Source organism: Paraburkholderia fungorum (genome assembly GCF_046027605.1).
In the GTDB taxonomy this organism is placed as follows: domain Bacteria; phylum Pseudomonadota; class Gammaproteobacteria; order Burkholderiales; family Burkholderiaceae; genus Paraburkholderia; species Paraburkholderia fungorum_F.
In genome coordinates this window covers 12,718-28,482 of the sequence record NZ_JAQQEF010000019.1, presented here as the reverse complement: position 1 = coordinate 28,482, position 15,765 = coordinate 12,718, and the positions used below count along the sequence as shown (strand labels likewise).

Below are 15,765 nucleotides of genomic sequence, written 5' to 3'. Positions count from 1 at the left end.
CGCGCGCGGCGGGTGGTTCAGGTGGCATTGTACTTCGGGGCGGGGGTGGGGCGGCAGAGGGAGTCCGCCTCGACGTCAGTTCGCCCGCCGTCCCGTCGACGAATCGAAGAAATGCAGATGCTGCGCGGGCAACGCGACTTGCAGCGTTTCACCTGCCGCCGGCCGATGCGTGTGCGGCAAACGGACCGTCACGTCGTGCTTGCCCCAACGGCCGTGTGCGAGGTTGTCGGCGCCGAGCAGTTCGCAGGAGTCGACGGTCAACGAGGCGTGAGAGGCGTCCGGCTGGCCCGGCGTCATGTGCTCAGGACGAATGCCGAGCGTCCATTCGCGGCCCTTGGCGACTTCCTGACCGATTGCCGCCGCGCCGGCGAGCGGCAGCTTCGGCCCGTTGCCTGCGACCTCGAACGTGGAACCGTCGTCCGACACCCGGCCTTCCAGCAGATTCATCCCCGGCGAGCCGATGAAGCTTGCGACGAACACCGTCGCCGGCCGTTCGTAGACGTCGGTCGGCGCGCCGATCTGTTCCGCGTGACCCTTGTTCATCACGATCACGCGTTGCGCCAGCGTCATCGCTTCGATCTGATCGTGCGTGACGTAGAGGCTGGTTGTGGCAAGCCGCGCGTGCAGGCGCTGGATTTCGAGGCGCATTTGCACGCGCAGCCGTGCATCGAGATTGGACAACGGTTCGTCGAACAGAAACACCGCCGGTTCGCGCACGATCGCACGGCCCATTGCGACGCGTTGCCGCTGACCGCCGGACAACTCGCGCGGCTTGCGTGCGAGCAGCGGTTCAAGCTCGAGAATTTGCGCCGCGGCCTGCACGCGCTTCGTAATCTGCGCGCGATCGACACCCGCGATCTTCAGCGCATAGCCCATGTTCTCCGCGACGCTCATATGCGGATACAGCGCGTAATTCTGGAACACCATCGCGATGTTGCGATCCTTCGGCTCCAGTTTGTTGACCACTTTGCCGGCGATCGAAATGGTGCCTTCGGAAATGCCTTCGAGCCCGGCCACCATCCGCAGCAAGGTCGATTTGCCACAACCGGACGGACCGACCATGACAACGAACTCGCCGTCCGCGACGTCCACGTCGATGCCGTGCAACACGAACTGTTTGCCGTCGTAGGTCTTTTTAACGCCTTGCAGAGTCAGTGCAGCCATGCCGTTTTAACCTTTTCGTTGCTTGCCGCGCGAACCACGCCTCACGCGGGATGTTTTATTCGAATCCTGGAGCACGCCCAAACGGCGCCGATCACTTCTCTGCATCCACCAGTCCGCGCACGAACCAGCGTTGCATCGTCAGCACGACGGCGAGCGGCGGCAACATGGCGAGCAGCGTCGCGGTCATCACGAGATGCCATTCGGTGGCCGTGTCGCCCGAGGCGATCATGCTTTTGATGCCGACCACGGCCGTGGTCAGCGATTGCTGGCTCGTAATCAGGATCGGCCAAAGGTACTGATTCCAGCCGTAAATGAAGGTGATCACGAACAGCGCCGCCATATTCGTCTTCGACAGCGGCAGCACCACGTCCCAGAAGAAGCGCATCGCCCCGGCACCGTCGATGCGCGCCGCTTCCATCAATTCGTCGGGCAGCGTCATGAAGAACTGCCGGAACAGGAAGGTAGCGGTGGCCGAGGCGATCAGCGGTAACGTCAACCCGCTGTAGGTATTGCTCAGATGCATCGACGACACGACCTGCACGGTCGGGAAGATCCGCACTTCGACTGGCAGCATCAGCGTGATGAAGATCAGCCAGAACGCGAGATTGCGAAACGGAAAACGGAAGAACACGATCGCGTACGCGGAAATCATGGAGACGGCGATCTTGCCGATCGAAATCACCAGCGCCATCACGAGGCTGTTGAACAGCATGCGGCCGAACGGTGCGGCTGCGTTGCCGCTGCCTTGGGACCAGACAGTGGCGATGTTCTCGAACAGATGCGTGCTCGGCACCAGCGACAACGGTACGCTGAACACCTCATGTTCGCTCATGGTCGCCGCGCAGAAGGCGACGTACACCGGAAACACCACCAGCACGACGCCGAGTATCAGCACCGCATGGCAAAAGAGGTCGAAACCGCGTCGGTTCTCGATCATGAGTATTGAACCCTGCGTTCGATGAAGCGGAATTGCACGACCGTCAGCGCGACGACGATCACCATCAGGATGACGGACTGCGCACCGGAGCTGCCGATGTCGAGGCCCTGGAAACCTTCGGCGAAGATCTTGTAGATCAGCGTGCGGGTGGCTTGCGCAGGGCCGCCGCCGGTGGCGGCGTCGATCACGGGGAAGGTGTCGAAAAACGCGTAGGTGATGTTGATCACCAGCAGGAAGAAGCTGGTCGGCGAGAGTAGCGGCAGTGCAATGCCGAAGAAACGCCGCACGGGACCGGCGCCATCGATGGCTGCCGCTTCGATCAGCGAGCGCGGAATCGCCTGCAAGCCGGCATAGAAGAACAGAAAGTTATAGCTGACCTGTTTCCACACGGACGCCAGAACGACCAGAAACATCGCCTGGCCCGCATTCAGCGCATGATTCCACACGATGCCGTACTTGGCGAGCGCATACGTGACGAGGCCGATGCTCGGATTGAACAGGAACGACCACAAGACCGCGGCAATCGCGGGCGCGACCGCATATGGCCAGATCAACAGCGTCTGGTAGGTCTTCGCGCCGCGTGTGACGCGATCCGCGCAGACCGCCAGCAACAGCGAGATGACGAGTCCTGAGACCGTGACCAACGCGCAGAAAATCAACGTCGTATTGAACGACGATAAGTAGAGGGGATCGGCGAACAACTGCTTGAAATTGGCGAGCCCGACAAACTCGCTCGACGTGCCGAACGCGTCCTGGCTCTGCGTGGATTGCCACAGCGCTTCGCCCGCCGGCCACAGAAAGAACAGCAGCGTAATCAGGAGTTGCGGCGCAACCAGCAGGTAGGGCAGCACGCTGGTGCCGAAGCTAGAGCGCTTTTCCATCGAGAATTCCCAAGGTTCTACTGCAACATGGGTTCCGGTGCGAATGCACCGAAACCCTGCCGGCGGATACTTAGTTACCGGCTTTCTCGAAGCGGCGCAGCAGCTCGTCGCCGCGCGACACCGACGAATCGAGCGCCTGTTGCGGCGTCTTCTTCCCCGCCCAGACCTGTTCGAGTTCTTCGTCGATGACCGTGCGGATCTGCGGCATGTTGCCCAGACGCAGGCCCTTCGTGTACGGCAGCGGCGGCTTGTTGAGCATCTGTTTGATCGCGGTGTCGCTGCCCGGATTCTTCTCGTAGAAGCCTTGCTGCTGCGTCAGTTGATACGCGGCGGTCGTGACCGGCAGATAGCCGGTGTCCTGATGCCACTTCGCGGCAACCGGTGCGGACGACAGATACGCGAGGAACTTCGCCACGCCCTTGTAGACGGCCGGGTCTTTGCCCGACAGCACCCACAGGCTGGCGCCGCCGATGATCGCGTTCTGCGGTGCACCCTTCACGCTCGCGTCGTAAGGCATCATGCCGGTGCCGAAGTTGAACTTGGCGTACTTCTTGATCGTGGCAAGCGAGCCTGACGAGTTCGTGATGATTCCGCAGTCGCCGCTATAGAACTTCGACACCGGTTCGTCCTTGCGGCCTACGTAGGTGAAGGTGCCTTCCTTCTGCATGTTCTGCAGGAACTGGATGTGCGCGACCTGCAGCGGCTTGTTGAATTCGAGCTGCGCGTCGGCGCCGTCAAAGCCATTGTTCTTCGACGCGAACGGCGCGCCATGCCAGGCGCTGTAATTTTCAAGCTGAATCCAGCTTTGCCAGCCCGACGAGTAACCGCACGCCATGCCGGAGGCCTTCAGCTTCTGCGCATCCACCTGCAATTCAGCCCAGGTTTTCGGCGGCTGATTCGGATCGAGCCCGGCTTTCTTGAAAGCGTCCTTGTTGTAGTACAGCACCGGGGTCGAGCTGTTGAACGGCATCGAGATCAGCTCACCGCTTTTGGCGTCGCTGTAATAGCTGGCGATGGTCGGCACGAAGGCCTTTTCGTCGAGCGGTACGCCGGCTTGCTTGAACACTTCGGAGACGGGGATCACCGCCTTCTTCGCCTGCATCATTGTGGCGGTGCCGACTTCGTAGACCTGCAGAATGGCCGGCGCGTTGCCGCTACGGTAAGCAGCGATGCCGGCGGCGAGCGTCTGGTCGTAGGTGCCTTTGAATACCGGCACGATCTTGTAATCGCTTTGCGACGCGTTGAAGGCGTTGGCAATGTCGTTCAGGCGTTCGCCGAGGGCGGCTTCCATACCGTGCCAGAACTGGATTTCAGTGGCGGCGTGCGCGGCCTGACTGATGCCGAAGCTCAACACGGCGGCAACGGAAAGCGAACGGAATAGCGGCTTGCAACTCATCGATTGTGTCTCCTCTGTCGGAACGGGCGCGGGCCGGAATCGCGCGATTCTAGTTGTGTTCGATGACAATCCGGCGTCGGCCGCCGGCCGGCCCCCCGCTTTTGGCAGGCGCCGAATGCCGCAATTTAACATCGCCTGTCACGAAACGGAAACAATGCGCGTCTGAAGCCACCAGTACCTGCGACGTCAAGACCCAACACGGGCTGCTTGTGCACGGGCATCATGGACAGTGAGATGGCAGCGTGCTTCAAGCAGCCATGCATGTTTCCTGATGTCATTTTTAATAAGGATTCCAGATGCTAAGTGCCGGGCGATTGGCAGTTTGCGCGTCGATAGCGGGCTTCACGGTGGTTGGTTGTGCGCTGACACCTGAGATTGCGGACGCCAGAGTAGCGCCGGTGACGTCGTTGCCGAAGATCATTGCGCATCGCGGCGGCACGGGCGACGCGCCGGAGAACACGCTCGAGGCGATTCGCCAGTCTGTCGCGCATCATGCCGACGAGATGTGGCTGACCGTTCAGTTGAGCAAGGACGGCGTGCCGGTGTTGTACCGGCCGGCCGATCTGTCGGCATTGACCAATGCAAAGGGGCCAGTATCCGAATTCACGGCGGCGGAACTCGCGCGCGTGAATGCCGGCTGGAGTTTCCAGAGCGGCGGTCTCTATCCTTATCGCAATCGCCCGATCGGTATTCCGACGTTGCGCGAAGCATTGCGCACGATTCCGCTGGCCACGCCGATCATCCTGGATATGAAAGCGTTGCCGGCCGGGCCGCAGGCTCAGGCCGTGGCGCAAGTGCTCAACGAAGAAAGCGCGTGGGCGCGCGTGACGATCTATTCGACCGAAGCGGATTATCAGCAGAGCTTCGCCGCCTATCCGCAGGCCAGGCTGTTCGAGTCACGCGATGCGACACGTGGACGCCTCGTGCGCGTGCTGCTCAACCAGGGCTGCGTGGATGCGCCGGCCGAGCACACCGCCGCAGCGTTCGAGTTGCACCGGACGATGACCGTGGTGGAAAAATTTACGCTGGGCGAAGGCCGCTCCGAGGTTCAGGCAACGCTGTGGACGCCCACAACGGTCGCGTGTTTCCGGCAGAAGCCGGATGTACGGATCGTCGCGATCGCGGTGAATAATGCGGCCGATTATCGGACGGCAGCGTGTCTGGGGATCGATGCGGTGCTGGCGGATTCGCCGCAAAGGATGGCTGCGATCAAGGCAAGTATGGCTATGCCGCTGCGATGTGAGGCGCAGAAGTAGGCACTGAAGCAGGCGCACGCCGGCCAATAAAAAAGCCCGCATTTCGCGGGCCTTCTTCGAGTACGGCGGAGTTCGGCGATCACCGGCTACCGCCTCGCGCTGAAGCCAAACCTCAAACGTTGAACAGGAAGTTCATCACGTCGCCGTCGTGCACGACGTATTCCTTGCCTTCCGCACGCATCTTGCCGGCTTCTTTCGCGCCTTGCTCACCCTTATAGGTGATGAAGTCGTTGAAGGCGATCGTCTGCGCGCGAATGAAGCCGCGCTCGAAGTCGGTGTGAATCGCACCCGCTGCCTGCGGTGCCGTATCGCCGACATGGATCGTCCACGCGCGCACTTCCTTCACGCCGGCCGTGAAGTAGGTTTGCAGGCCCAGCAACTTGAAACCCGCGCGAATCACGCGATTCAGGCCCGGCTCTTCCATGCCCATGTCGGCGAGGAACACGGCCATATCCGCTTCTTCAAGGTCGGCGATTTCTGCTTCGATTGCCGCGCACACGGCGACGACCGGCGCGCCTTCGGCTGCTGCGAACTTCGCGACCGCGTCCAGATGCGGGTTGTTCTCGAAACCGTCGTCTTTCACGTTGGCGACGTACATGGTCGGCTTGGCGGTGATCAGGCAGAACGGCTTGAGCGTGGCCTTTTCCTCATCCGACAGATCGAGCGCACGAACCGGCTTGGCCTGGTCGAGTTGCGCACGGACCTTTTCCAGCACGGCGGCGTTCCTGGCGGCTTCCTTGTCGTTACCCGACTTGGCGGCCTTCGAATAGCGCGTCAGCGCCTTTTCGACCGTGGCGAGGTCGGCCAGCGCCAGTTCGGTGTTAATCACTTCGATATCCGACAGCGGATCGACCTTGTTCGCGACGTGGATCACGTTCTCGTCTTCGAAGCAGCGCACCACGTGCGTGATCGCGTCGGTTTCTCGAATGTTCGCGAGGAACTGGTTGCCGAGGCCTTCACCCTTGCTCGCACCGGCCACGAGGCCGGCGATGTCGACGAATTCCACCACCGCCGGCAAGATGCGCTCCGGTTTGACGATTTCGGCGAGTGCTTTCAGACGCGCGTCCGGCACTTCGACGATGCCGACGTTCGGCTCGATCGTGCAGAACGGATAGTTTTCGGCGGCGATGCCCGCCTTGGTCAGCGCATTGAACAGGGTGGACTTGCCGACGTTAGGCAGGCCGACGATGCCGCATTTGAGGCTCATGGAAATCCTTCAGTGAATCAGTAAGTTGCGTGATGCGCTCGACGCTGTTTGCAGGATTCGGAAAGCCTTCGCGGGTGGCGTGGCGGAGAAAACGCAGCGGAGCGGGACAAGACACCAGATCGGGGCGTTGCCTCGACGATTCTGGGCGAGTTTTGTCACGGAAAGCGCAATTGTAACCCGTTCGGATCAGGTGACTGGGAAGGGCGCGGGAAACCGTGCTGAGCCGGAAATATCCGGTCGGAACATTGTAATATGCGGGTCCGGGGCCGCTAGAGCCCTATTCCGGGGAATCACGATGACAATAAATAAATGGGTCAGGTGGATATTGTGCGCCGCGCTGATTGGCGCCGGCATGGTTGCCTGGCTATCGCCGAACTACGAGGAAGCCCAGGCCGCCACCGATCGCCAGACGGTGGACTGCATGGTGAAGCAGCTCACGCAGGACGACAAACGCAACATCGCGCAGTTCGCGGACACCAATGATTTCGACTCCCTGTGGCGGGTGTACGACCGCGTCTTCCCGGACTGCACCGTACGGGGCGACCAGCGGGACCGTAAGAGCGAACTGGTGACGAGCGCGTGGAGAGTCCTTTCAACCGACCGTGAGTTCGTGCTGTTGCGCGAAGCTCATGCGGCGCACGCGGCGCTTGGACGCTAGGTTTCAGGCCGAAATGCCGCACGCGCCGATCCGTCCCCCGCGACCCCCGCGGCTATAATGCGCGGATGAACGCACACCACCAGACCTTTGATGCCGCCGTGATCGGCGGCGGGCTCGTCGGCAAGACCGCGGCGCTGGCGCTGACGCAAGGCGGACTACGCGTGGCGCTACTCGCGCAACCCTGCGCGGCACTGCCCGCCGGCGCTGCCTTCGACTCGCGGGTCTACGCGTTGTCGTCGAGTTCGCAGGCGCTGCTGGAGCGGTTGCGGGTCTGGCAGGCACTCGATTTGTCGAAGCTCGGGCCCGTCTACGACATGCGTGTCTACGGCGATGCCCACGCCGAACTTCATTTTTCCGCGTTTCAGGCGTCGGTGCCGCAACTGGCGTGGATCGTCGAATCGTCGGTCGTCGAACGTGCACTGGATGCCGCGCTGCGTTTCCAGCCGAATCTCACCTGGATCGACACGCGCGCGCAGGCGTTGGACTTTACCGCCGACGGTGCGAGCGTTGGTCTCGCCAACGGCAATGTGCTCGAGGCCGATCTGGTGGTGGGAGCGGACGGCGCGCATTCGTGGGTGCGTGCGCAGATCGGCTCGAAGATGAACCGGCGCGACTACAGGCAAACCGGCGTGGTCGCGAATTTCAAGGCCGAAAAGCCGCACAGCGAAACCGCGTATCAATGGTTCAAGGACGGCGAAATCATCGCGCTGCTGCCGATGCCGGACGGCCACGTCTCGCTGGTGTGGTCGGCGCGCACGGAACACGCGGAGCAACTGGTCTCGCTCGATCCGGCACAACTCGCCGCGGAGGTCGAACGCGTGACCGGCGGCCAGTTCGGCGCTTTGGAATGCGTGACGCCCGCACAAGGCTTCCCGCTCGCGCTGCAAACCGTCGACAAGCTGGTGGCGCCACGCGTCGCGCTGGTCGGCGACGCCGCGCATCTGATTCACCCGCTGGCGGGCCAGGGCATGAACCTCGGTTTGCGCGATGTCGCGGCGCTCGCCGAGACAGTCGCCGGCAAGGAAGCGTTCCGCGATCTTGGCGACATGGTGCTGCTGCGCCGCTACGAACGCGCCCGGCGCGAAGACATCCGCGCGCTGATGGTCGCCACCGACGGCCTGCAAAAACTCTTCTCGGCGCCCGGGCCGTTTGCCAAGGTGTTGCGCAATACCGGCATGGCGTTTGTGGGCGCACAGCCGTTCATCAAGCGCTGGCTGGTGTCGGCCGCGTTGGGGTAAAGCGCCCGAACCCGCCTGCCCGACCGGCGAGGCGGGTATCATTGACGGATGGACGCCATTCTGGGCGCCAATCTGGTCACACCTGAAAACGTCGAAAAAACGCGCACCGCGCGCGATTGAACTCCAGGAATTCAGCATGAAAAAATCCTTTCGCATCGCAGTCGCCGTGCTCGCGATCGCCGCCGCGGCAATCGGCTGCTCCGCGCAGGCCGATCAAACCACCGACAAGCTCAAAGCCACGCTGCAAACGCGCCTGAACGACGTGACGATCAAGAGCGTCTCGAAGTCGCCGATTGCCGGGCTCTACGAAGTGAACCTCGGCACGCAGATTATCTATAGCGATGCGAATGGCGACTACCTGATGCTTGGCGAGATCGTCGACGCGAAGACCCGCAAGAATCTGACGGAAGCGCGTCTATCGGAGACCAACCGCATCGACTTCGCGAGCCTGCCGTTCGCGAACGCGGTGAAGGTCGTGAAGGGCAACGGCGCGCGCAAGATTGCCGTGTTCTCCGATCCGAACTGTCCGTACTGCAAGCAGCTCGAAACGTCGCTCAAGTCGATCGACAATGTAACGGTCTACACCTTCCTGTACCCGGTGCTGTCGCCGGATTCCACTGTCAAGTCGAAGTCGATCTGGTGCTCGGGCGACCGCGCGAAGGCGTGGGAATCGTGGATGCAGGATCATCAGACACCCACGGCAGCCGGCACCTGCGACACCGCCGCGATCGACAAGAACCTGGCGCTGGGCCGGGCAATGGGCGTCGACGGCACGCCAACCGTATTTCTCGCCGACGGCCGCCGCCTGCCCGGCGCCGTGCCGGCAGACCGGTTGGACAAGGAAATGTCCGCCGTGCACTGAGCACGCCACGCAAGTCGAAGAAAGGAGGCGCGAAGTGCGCCTCCTTTCACATCGAACCCCGAACATTCCCGCCTGAAACCATCTAATCGCCGCCGATGAAGCCGATCCGCTACACCATCGTTCCGAAGCAACCCGCCGCCCATCTGTTCGAAGTCACCGTGACTGTTGCCGATCCCGATCCGGCCGGGCAGCGTTTCATGCTGCCGGTCTGGATCCCGGGCAGCTACATGGTGCGCGAGTTCGCGCGCAACATCGTCACGCTGCGCGCCGTCAACGAAGCGGGCCGCAAGGTGCGCGTCGAAAAGACCGACAAGCACACGTGGCAGGCCGCGCCGGTCAAGGGCGCGTTGACGCTGCGCTATGACGTGTATGCATGGGATCTGTCGGTGCGCGCCGCGCATCTGGACGATACGACGGGTTTTTTCAATGGCACCAGCGTGTTCCTGTCGCCGCTCGGTCATGAGGAAGCGCAGTGCGTGGTCGATATCCAGAAGCCGGAAGGCGCGGCGTATCGTGACTGGCGTGTCGCGACCGCGTTGCCGGAAGCGCGCGGGACGAAGCGCTACGGCTTCGGCGAATATCGCGCGCAGAACTACGATGAGCTGATCGATCATCCCGTGACGTTGGGCGAATTCGCGCTGGCGACCTTCAAGGCGCATGGCGTACCGCACGACATCGTGATCGCAGGGCGTGTGGTTGGGCTGGATATGGCGCGTCTGTGCGCCGATCTGAAGCGCATCTGCGAAGCGCAGATCGCGTTGTTCGAGCCGAAGTCGAAGAAGGCGCCCGTGGATCGCTACGTGTTCATGACGCAGGCGGTCGCGGATGGTTACGGCGGGCTGGAACATCGCGCGTCGACAGCGCTGATCTGCAACCGCACCGATTTGCCGGTGGAAGGCCGCGACACCCCCACCGAGGGCTACCGAACCTATCTCGGTCTGTGCAGCCATGAATACTTCCACACCTGGAATGTGAAGCGCATCAAGCCGGCCGTGTTTGCGCCGTACGACTTGAGTGTCGAAAACTACACGCCGCTGCTGTGGTTGTTCGAAGGCTTTACCTCTTACTACGACGATCTGATCCTCGTGCGCACGGGCTTGATCTCGCAGGACGACTATCTCGGCATGCTCGGCAAGGTGATCGGCGGCGTGTTGCGCGGCAGCGGCCGGCTGAAACAGACGGTGGCCGAAAGCTCGTTCGACGCGTGGGTCAAATACTATCGGCAGGACGAAAATGCGCCAAACGCGATCGTCAGCTATTACACCAAGGGCTCGCTCGTCGCGCTCGCTTTCGATCTGACGATCCGCGCGCAGACCAACAACCGCAAATCGCTCGACGACGTGATGCGTCTCTTGTGGCAGCGCTTTGGCCGTGACTTCTATCGCGGTAAGCCTGTCGGCGTCGAAGAAAGCGAGATCGAGGCGATTTTTGCCGAAGCGACCGGTGCACAACTGGGCGAGTTGTTCGCCGAAGCCGTGCACAGCACGCGTGATCTGCCCCTCGACACCCTGCTCGCGCCGTTCGGCATCACGCTCGCGCCGGAACTGGACAAGAACGGCAAGCCGTCGCTCGGTGCGCGCGTGCGCGGCGGCGTGGATTGCACGCTGGCGGCGGTTCACGAAGGCAGCGCGGCGCAGAAAGCCGGTCTTTCGGCTGGCGACGTGCTGATCGCGCTCGACGGATTGCGGGTGACCGGCTCGAATCTTGATTCGCTGTTGTCGCGCTATCTGCCGGGTGCAAAAGTCGAGGTTCACGCCTTCCGCCGCGACGAACTCCGCACCGCGCAAGTCAAGCTGGACGGCCCTGAGGTGGCGCGCTACAAGCTCTCCTTCAGCGACAGTCGGCCTGCGGCGCGCAAGGCGCGGGAGCGCTGGCTGGCAAGCTGATCGTAATCGGGAGCGTCGTTAATCGACGCTCCCAAGCGGGGGATTGTTCTACCAGTGCAACAATCCTTCGCTGCCGGACGGCTTTTTCCCGGGCCGGTAAAAAATCACAATGGCTCCACTCGCGCAAAGCTGCGCGCCCCTACTGGAGTCAACCATGACCACGATCCTGCAAATCAACTCGGCAGCCCGCTCGCAAGGCGCGAACTCGACACTGCTCGTCAACGAGCTGACCGCAAAGCTGCAACAATCGAATCCGGGCGCGCAAGTCGTCGTCCGTGACCTGCAAGCTGGACCGCTGCCGCACCTGGACGACGCCGTCCTCGGCGCGTTCTTCACGCCGGCTGACCAGCGCACGCCGGAACAAGCCGCGATCTCCGCGCGCAGCGAAGCGCTGATCGCCGAACTGCAAGCCGCCGACATCGTCGTGATCGGCGCACCGATGTACAACTTCGGCATCTCGTCGCAACTGAAGACGTACTTCGACTTCATCGCACGCGCCGGCATTACGTTCCAGTACACGGCGAATGGTCCGGAAGGTCTCGTGAAGGGTAAGAAGGTATTCGTCGTGTCGGCTCGCGGCGGCAAGTATCTGGGCACCCCGAACGATAGCCAAACGCCGTACCTGCAGAGCTTCCTGGGCTTCCTCGGCATGACCGACGTGAACTTCATCTACGCTGAAGGCCTGAACATGGGCCCGGACGCCGCGACTGCCGCATTGGCTGGCGCACGTGAAGCGATCGCTGCTGCGTAAGATGTAAGGCTTGTCCCGCGCCGGGTGATTGCGGCGCGGTGGAATGAAAAAACGCCACGGGGTGTGATTCCGTGGCGTTTTTGTTTTTGTGCCGTCCTCTACGCCTCTACACTACGCGAGCATCTGTGCCTCGTCGGGCAAGCGCCAGTCGATCGGTTCACGGCCGTGCTGTGCGAGATATTCGTTGGCCTTCGCAAAGTGCCCACAGCCGAGGAAGCCGCGATGCGCCGACAAGGGCGACGGATGCGGTGCCTCCAGCACGTAATGCGACTTGCCGCCGAGCAGCGCGCGTTTGGCTTGCGCATGTGCACCCCACAGCATGAATACGAGGCCGTCGTGACGCATGGCCAGTTCGTGGATCAGCGTGTCGGTGCATTTCTCCCAGCCACGCTTCGCGTGACTCGCGGCCGAATCGCGCTCAACGGTCAGCACCGTATTCAACAGCAGCACGCCCTGTTTGGCCCACGTGTCGAGGCAGCCATGGCGCGGCGGCTCGTGGCCGAGGCTGGCGGCGATTTCCTTGAAGATGTTGCGCAATGACGGCGGCGTGCGCACGTTCGGCGCCACGGAAAACGCGAGTCCGTGCGCTTGCGGCGTGCCGCGGTCTTCGCCGTGGTACGGATCCTGGCCGAGGATCACGACTTTGACTTCGTCGGGGCTGGTGAGGCGCAGGGCACGGAAGACGTCGGCGGGGTAGACGGTTTTGCCGGCCGCCCGCTCACCGTCGACGAAACGGCACAACGGCGCGTAGGCGTCACTCTCGATGAACGGTTTGAGGTGTGCACGCCAAGCCGGTGGCAGGGCGGCGAATTGGGCTTCGAGGGTCGGCGGAGCTGAGTGGCCGGCAGCGGATGTCCGCTGCTGCGCTGTTGCGCTGGACGGCGTGGCCGAGGCGTCGCCGAACAACGAGGCTTGCGACGGACTGGAGCGGGTGCGGGAAGCTGAGGTCATGGCGAGGGAGTGTCGCAGCAAAAGCGCGCTAGCTCAAGTTTGTGCGGCTTGAGCGCCGAGACGGCTTAGGCCGCCCGTAATTGATAGCCGCGCTGAGCTTTGCTGATGTTGTCCGGCGCAAGCCCGGCCACCTGCTTGCCCAGTTCTTTCGCCAGCCTATCCAGCACCGCTTCGTCGCCGGACTTCAGTTCCAGTTCGACTTCCGAGATCGGCGCGCGGCGCGTTTCGCCATTCACTTCCGCGATAACGTTGCCCTGGTCGATCGCGGCTTCGACTTCGGAGCCGTCCAGATCGACATTCCACAGCGTGCGCGTGAAATTCGTCCGGAACAGTTCGATCAGTTCCGGCGCTGCCTGGCGCAGGGCTTGCGCGGCGGCGGGTTCGTCACACTGGCGCAGCAAGGCTTCGATCTCCAGCTTTTCGCCCGCCACCGGCATTTCCCATTCGTGCCGGCTGTGTAGACCGTCCTTGGCGTTGCCCACCGTCTTGAACGTTTGCAGCCAGCCGTCCGGCGTATGCCGCAAACGCAGTGCGCTCTTTGAACCCGCTAATGCCAGTTTGGGTGTGTCGAAGTAAATATTCGCCAGCTCGATCGGACGCCCTTCGTTGCCGGTGCGCGCGACGAGCCACTGCGTCGCCGCTTTCACCTGGCTCACCGGCAGTGCCAGCTTGATTTCACGTTCCATCGCCATGGTGTGCTCCGCTACGTCGGCTGAAGATTGAAGCTGCGCTCAGAAAAACATCCGCGCAAGTTCCACACCCGGCTCTTCGGCGCGCATGAACGCCTCGCCGACGAGGAACGTGTGCACGTCCATCGCCCGCAGCCGTTCCACATCCACGCGCGACAGAATGCCCGACTCCGTGACGACGATGCGGTCGTCTGGAATCGATTCGAGCATGCCGATGGTCGTCTCGATCGAGGTTTCGAACGTACGCAGATTGCGGTTGTTGATCCCGATCAGCGGCGTCTTCAGCGTGAGCGCTTCCATCAGTTCGTTGCTGTCGTGCACTTCGACCAGCACCGCGAGGCCCAGCGAATGCGCGAGCGCTTCGAGGTCCTGCATCTGCGAGGTTTCCAAAGCGGCGGCAATCAGCAGGATCGCGTCGGCGCCCATCGCGCGGGCTTCGACGATCTGGTATGGATCGACGATGAAGTCTTTGCGCAGCACAGGCAAATTGCAGGCGGCGCGCGCTTCTTCCAGATACGCCACGCTACCCTGGAAAAACTGCACGTCGGTGAGGACAGACAAGCAGGCCGCACCGTGTTTTTCATACGAACGCGCGATCTCCGCAGGGACGAAGTTTTCGCGCAGCACGCCTTTCGACGGACTCGCCTTCTTCACTTCGGAAATCACCGCGGCCAGACCGGCCGCGTGCTTCGTGCGCAATGCGCCGACGAAATCGCGAATGTCGCGCGCCGAGGCTTCGAGGCGCAGTTCTTCGAGCGGCGCGCTCTGTTCGGCCGCGCGGACTTCTTCGCGTTTGACCGCGATGATGCGGTCGAGGATGTCGCTCATAAGTGTCTCGCTACGTAGTTACTGCTTGAATTGCTGGGTGAAGCGGACCAGGTCGTCGACCTTCGCGCGCGCTTTGCCGCTCGCGATCACTTCCCGTGCCAACTGAATGCCGTCCGCAATCGACGCCGCCACGTTCGCCGCATACAGCGCCGTGCCCGCGTTCAGCGTAACGATCTCGCGGGCCACGCCCGGCTTGTTGTCGAGCGCTTCGAGCAGCATCAGTCTGGATTCGGCGGCGTCGGCCACTTTCAGCGTGCGGTTCGACACCATCTGCATGCCGAAGTCTTCCGGATGGATCTCATACTCGTGGATCTGGCCGTCGCGCAACTCGCCGACTTGCGTCGCCGCACCGAGCGAGACCTCGTCCATGCCGTCCATACCGTACACCACCAGCACGTGTTTAGCACCGAGGCGCTGCATCACGCGCACCTGAATGCCGACCAGATCGCCGTGGAACACGCCCATCAGCTGATTCGGTGCGCCGGCCGGATTGGTCAGCGGCCCGAGAATATTGAAGAGGGTGCGTACGCCGAGTTCGCGGCGCACCGGCGCGATGTTCTTCATCGCCGGATGATGGTTCGGCGCGAACATGAAGCCCATGCCGGTTTCCGCAATTGAGGCCGCCACCTGTTCCGGTTGCAGATCGATATTTACGCCGAGCGCCTCGAGCACGTCCGCGCTGCCCGACTTGCTCGACACGCCGCGGCCGCCATGCTTCGCGACCTTGGCACCCGCCGCAGCCGAAACGAACATGGTTGCAGTGGAAATGTTGAAGGTCTGTGCGCCATCGCCGCCGGTGCCGACGATATCGACGAAGTTCGAGTTGTCCGGCACCTCGACGTGCCGGGCAAATTCACGCATCACCGTGGCGGCGGCGGTGATTTCGCCGATGGTCTCTTTTTTGACGCGCAGGCCGGTAATGATCGCCGCCGACATCACGGGCGACAGTTCGCCGCGCATGATCAGGCGCATCAGATGCAGCATTTCGTCGTGGAAAATTTCGCGGTGCTCGATCGTGCGTTGCAGCGCTTCCTGGGGCGTAATCGACATGATTTCGTCTC

Annotated in this window: 15 protein-coding genes; 6 read left to right on the top strand and 9 right to left on the bottom strand. The window is 62.4% G+C overall.

The window, feature by feature from the left end:
* Window positions 1-75 precede the first annotated feature (75 nt).
* The 4 genes from PQR53_RS26720 to ugpB all read right to left on the bottom strand — a co-directional run bounded on the left by PQR53_RS26720 (window position 76) and on the right by ugpB (window position 4,378).
* Window positions 76-1,164, bottom strand: coding sequence for a sn-glycerol-3-phosphate import ATP-binding protein UgpC (locus PQR53_RS26720; RefSeq protein WP_408460785.1), 1,089 nt, complete (start codon window positions 1,162-1,164; stop codon window positions 76-78).
* Between the two features lie 91 nt (window positions 1,165-1,255).
* The gene (gene ugpE, locus PQR53_RS26715; RefSeq protein WP_007180267.1) at window positions 1,256-2,101 is read right to left on the bottom strand and encodes a sn-glycerol-3-phosphate ABC transporter permease UgpE; all 846 of its coding nucleotides are present in this window, start codon (window positions 2,099-2,101) and stop codon (window positions 1,256-1,258) included.
* Complete coding sequence (ugpA, locus tag PQR53_RS26710) at window positions 2,098-2,982, bottom strand: sn-glycerol-3-phosphate ABC transporter permease UgpA (RefSeq protein ID WP_323047574.1); 885 nt, start codon at window positions 2,980-2,982, stop codon at window positions 2,098-2,100. Before ugpA ends, ugpE begins: the two co-directional genes overlap by 4 nt.
* Before the next feature lie 70 nt (window positions 2,983-3,052).
* Entirely contained in the window at window positions 3,053-4,378 is a 1,326-nt protein-coding gene (gene ugpB, locus PQR53_RS26705) for a sn-glycerol-3-phosphate ABC transporter substrate-binding protein UgpB (RefSeq protein WP_408460782.1), read from the bottom strand.
* Between the two features lie 296 nt (window positions 4,379-4,674).
* Between ugpB and PQR53_RS26700 the strand changes: the two genes are divergently transcribed.
* Window positions 4,675-5,634, top strand: a complete 960-nt coding sequence (locus tag PQR53_RS26700) for a glycerophosphodiester phosphodiesterase family protein (protein ID WP_408460779.1) — start codon at window positions 4,675-4,677, stop codon at window positions 5,632-5,634.
* Between the two features lie 112 nt (window positions 5,635-5,746).
* Here the strand turns inward: PQR53_RS26700 and ychF are convergent, their stop codons facing one another.
* Window positions 5,747-6,841 carry a redox-regulated ATPase YchF gene (gene ychF / locus PQR53_RS26695; protein ID WP_408460776.1) on the bottom strand — a complete coding sequence of 365 codons (1,095 nt, stop codon included), beginning with the start codon at window positions 6,839-6,841 and terminating at the stop codon, window positions 5,747-5,749.
* Between the two features lie 295 nt (window positions 6,842-7,136).
* Between ychF and PQR53_RS26690 the strand changes: the two genes are divergently transcribed.
* From PQR53_RS26690 to PQR53_RS26670, 5 genes are all read left to right on the top strand, one after another.
* Entirely contained in the window at window positions 7,137-7,499 is a 363-nt protein-coding gene (locus tag PQR53_RS26690) for a hypothetical protein (RefSeq protein ID WP_408460774.1), read from the top strand.
* Between the two features lie 65 nt (window positions 7,500-7,564).
* Window positions 7,565-8,737 (top strand): UbiH/UbiF family hydroxylase, encoded by a 1,173-nt coding sequence (locus tag PQR53_RS26685; protein ID WP_408460771.1) that lies wholly within the window; start codon window positions 7,565-7,567, stop codon window positions 8,735-8,737.
* Between the two features lie 136 nt (window positions 8,738-8,873).
* Entirely contained in the window at window positions 8,874-9,599 is a 726-nt protein-coding gene (locus PQR53_RS26680) for a DsbC family protein (protein WP_408460768.1), read from the top strand.
* Window positions 9,600-9,694: 95 nt separating this feature from the next.
* Entirely contained in the window at window positions 9,695-11,485 is a 1,791-nt protein-coding gene (locus tag PQR53_RS26675; protein ID WP_408460765.1) for a M61 family metallopeptidase, read from the top strand.
* A 154-nt stretch (window positions 11,486-11,639) separates the two neighbouring features.
* Window positions 11,640-12,236: an FMN-dependent NADH-azoreductase gene (locus PQR53_RS26670; protein ID WP_408460762.1), complete on the top strand. Its 597-nt coding sequence runs from the start codon at window positions 11,640-11,642 to the stop codon at window positions 12,234-12,236.
* Window positions 12,237-12,347: 111 nt separating this feature from the next.
* Here PQR53_RS26670 and PQR53_RS26665 read toward each other — a convergent pair whose 3' ends face one another.
* The 4 genes from PQR53_RS26665 to trpD all read right to left on the bottom strand — a co-directional run bounded on the left by PQR53_RS26665 (window position 12,348) and on the right by trpD (window position 15,754).
* Window positions 12,348-13,187 carry a uracil-DNA glycosylase gene (locus tag PQR53_RS26665; protein ID WP_408460759.1) on the bottom strand — a complete coding sequence of 280 codons (840 nt, stop codon included), beginning with the start codon at window positions 13,185-13,187 and terminating at the stop codon, window positions 12,348-12,350.
* A 65-nt stretch (window positions 13,188-13,252) separates the two neighbouring features.
* The gene (locus PQR53_RS26660; RefSeq protein ID WP_408460756.1) at window positions 13,253-13,879 is read right to left on the bottom strand and encodes a CYTH domain-containing protein; all 627 of its coding nucleotides are present in this window, start codon (window positions 13,877-13,879) and stop codon (window positions 13,253-13,255) included.
* 39 nt (window positions 13,880-13,918) lie between these two features.
* The gene (trpC, locus tag PQR53_RS26655) at window positions 13,919-14,704 is read right to left on the bottom strand and encodes an indole-3-glycerol phosphate synthase TrpC (protein WP_408460753.1); all 786 of its coding nucleotides are present in this window, start codon (window positions 14,702-14,704) and stop codon (window positions 13,919-13,921) included.
* Between the two features lie 18 nt (window positions 14,705-14,722).
* Window positions 14,723-15,754 carry an anthranilate phosphoribosyltransferase gene (trpD, locus tag PQR53_RS26650; protein ID WP_408460750.1) on the bottom strand — a complete coding sequence of 344 codons (1,032 nt, stop codon included), beginning with the start codon at window positions 15,752-15,754 and terminating at the stop codon, window positions 14,723-14,725.
* Window positions 15,755-15,765 lie beyond the last annotated feature (11 nt).